The 457-nt window shown below is 64.8% G+C and carries 1 pseudogene; it reads right to left on the bottom strand.

The window, feature by feature from the left end:
* Positions 1–457: pseudogene (locus BK660_RS31795) on the bottom strand (polynucleotide adenylyltransferase PcnB); the annotation flags it as partial.

The raw sequence follows: 457 nt of genomic DNA, 5'->3' as shown, positions 1-457 counted from the left end.
GGGGCGCTGGCGCGTTTGCGCTTGGAGCCGCTGCTGCGGCGACGTTTGCGCGGAGCACCGCTGGCGTCATCACCCTTGCCGCTGAGGTCGCGGATCATGTCGCGACGTTCACTGTCGTTGGCGTCCTGATAATCCGTCCACCATTCACCGAGGCCATCGGTCTCTTCGCCAGCGCTTTCACGCAGCAACAGGAAGTCGTAACCGGCACGGAAACGCGGATTATCCAGCAACAGGTCGGCACGTTTGCCGCTGCGCCGTGGCAGACGTTCCTGCATGTCCCAGATCTCGCGGATCGGCATGGTGAAGCGTTTCGGAATCGCAATGCGCTGGCACTGTTCGGCGATCAGCTCGTGGGCGCCCTCCTGCATCGCCGGAATCGGCGGCATGCCGCGTTCTTGCAAGCGCAACACGCGGGCCGGCAGAGCAGGCCACAGCAGCGCGGCAAACAGGAACGCCG

Origin of the sequence: Pseudomonas brassicacearum, from assembly GCF_003732265.1 — a bacterium.
Classification (GTDB): Bacteria; Pseudomonadota; Gammaproteobacteria; order Pseudomonadales; family Pseudomonadaceae; genus Aquipseudomonas; species Aquipseudomonas brassicacearum_D.
Note: the sequence above shows the minus strand (reverse complement) of the source record. Positions and strands in the feature narration are given on the sequence as shown.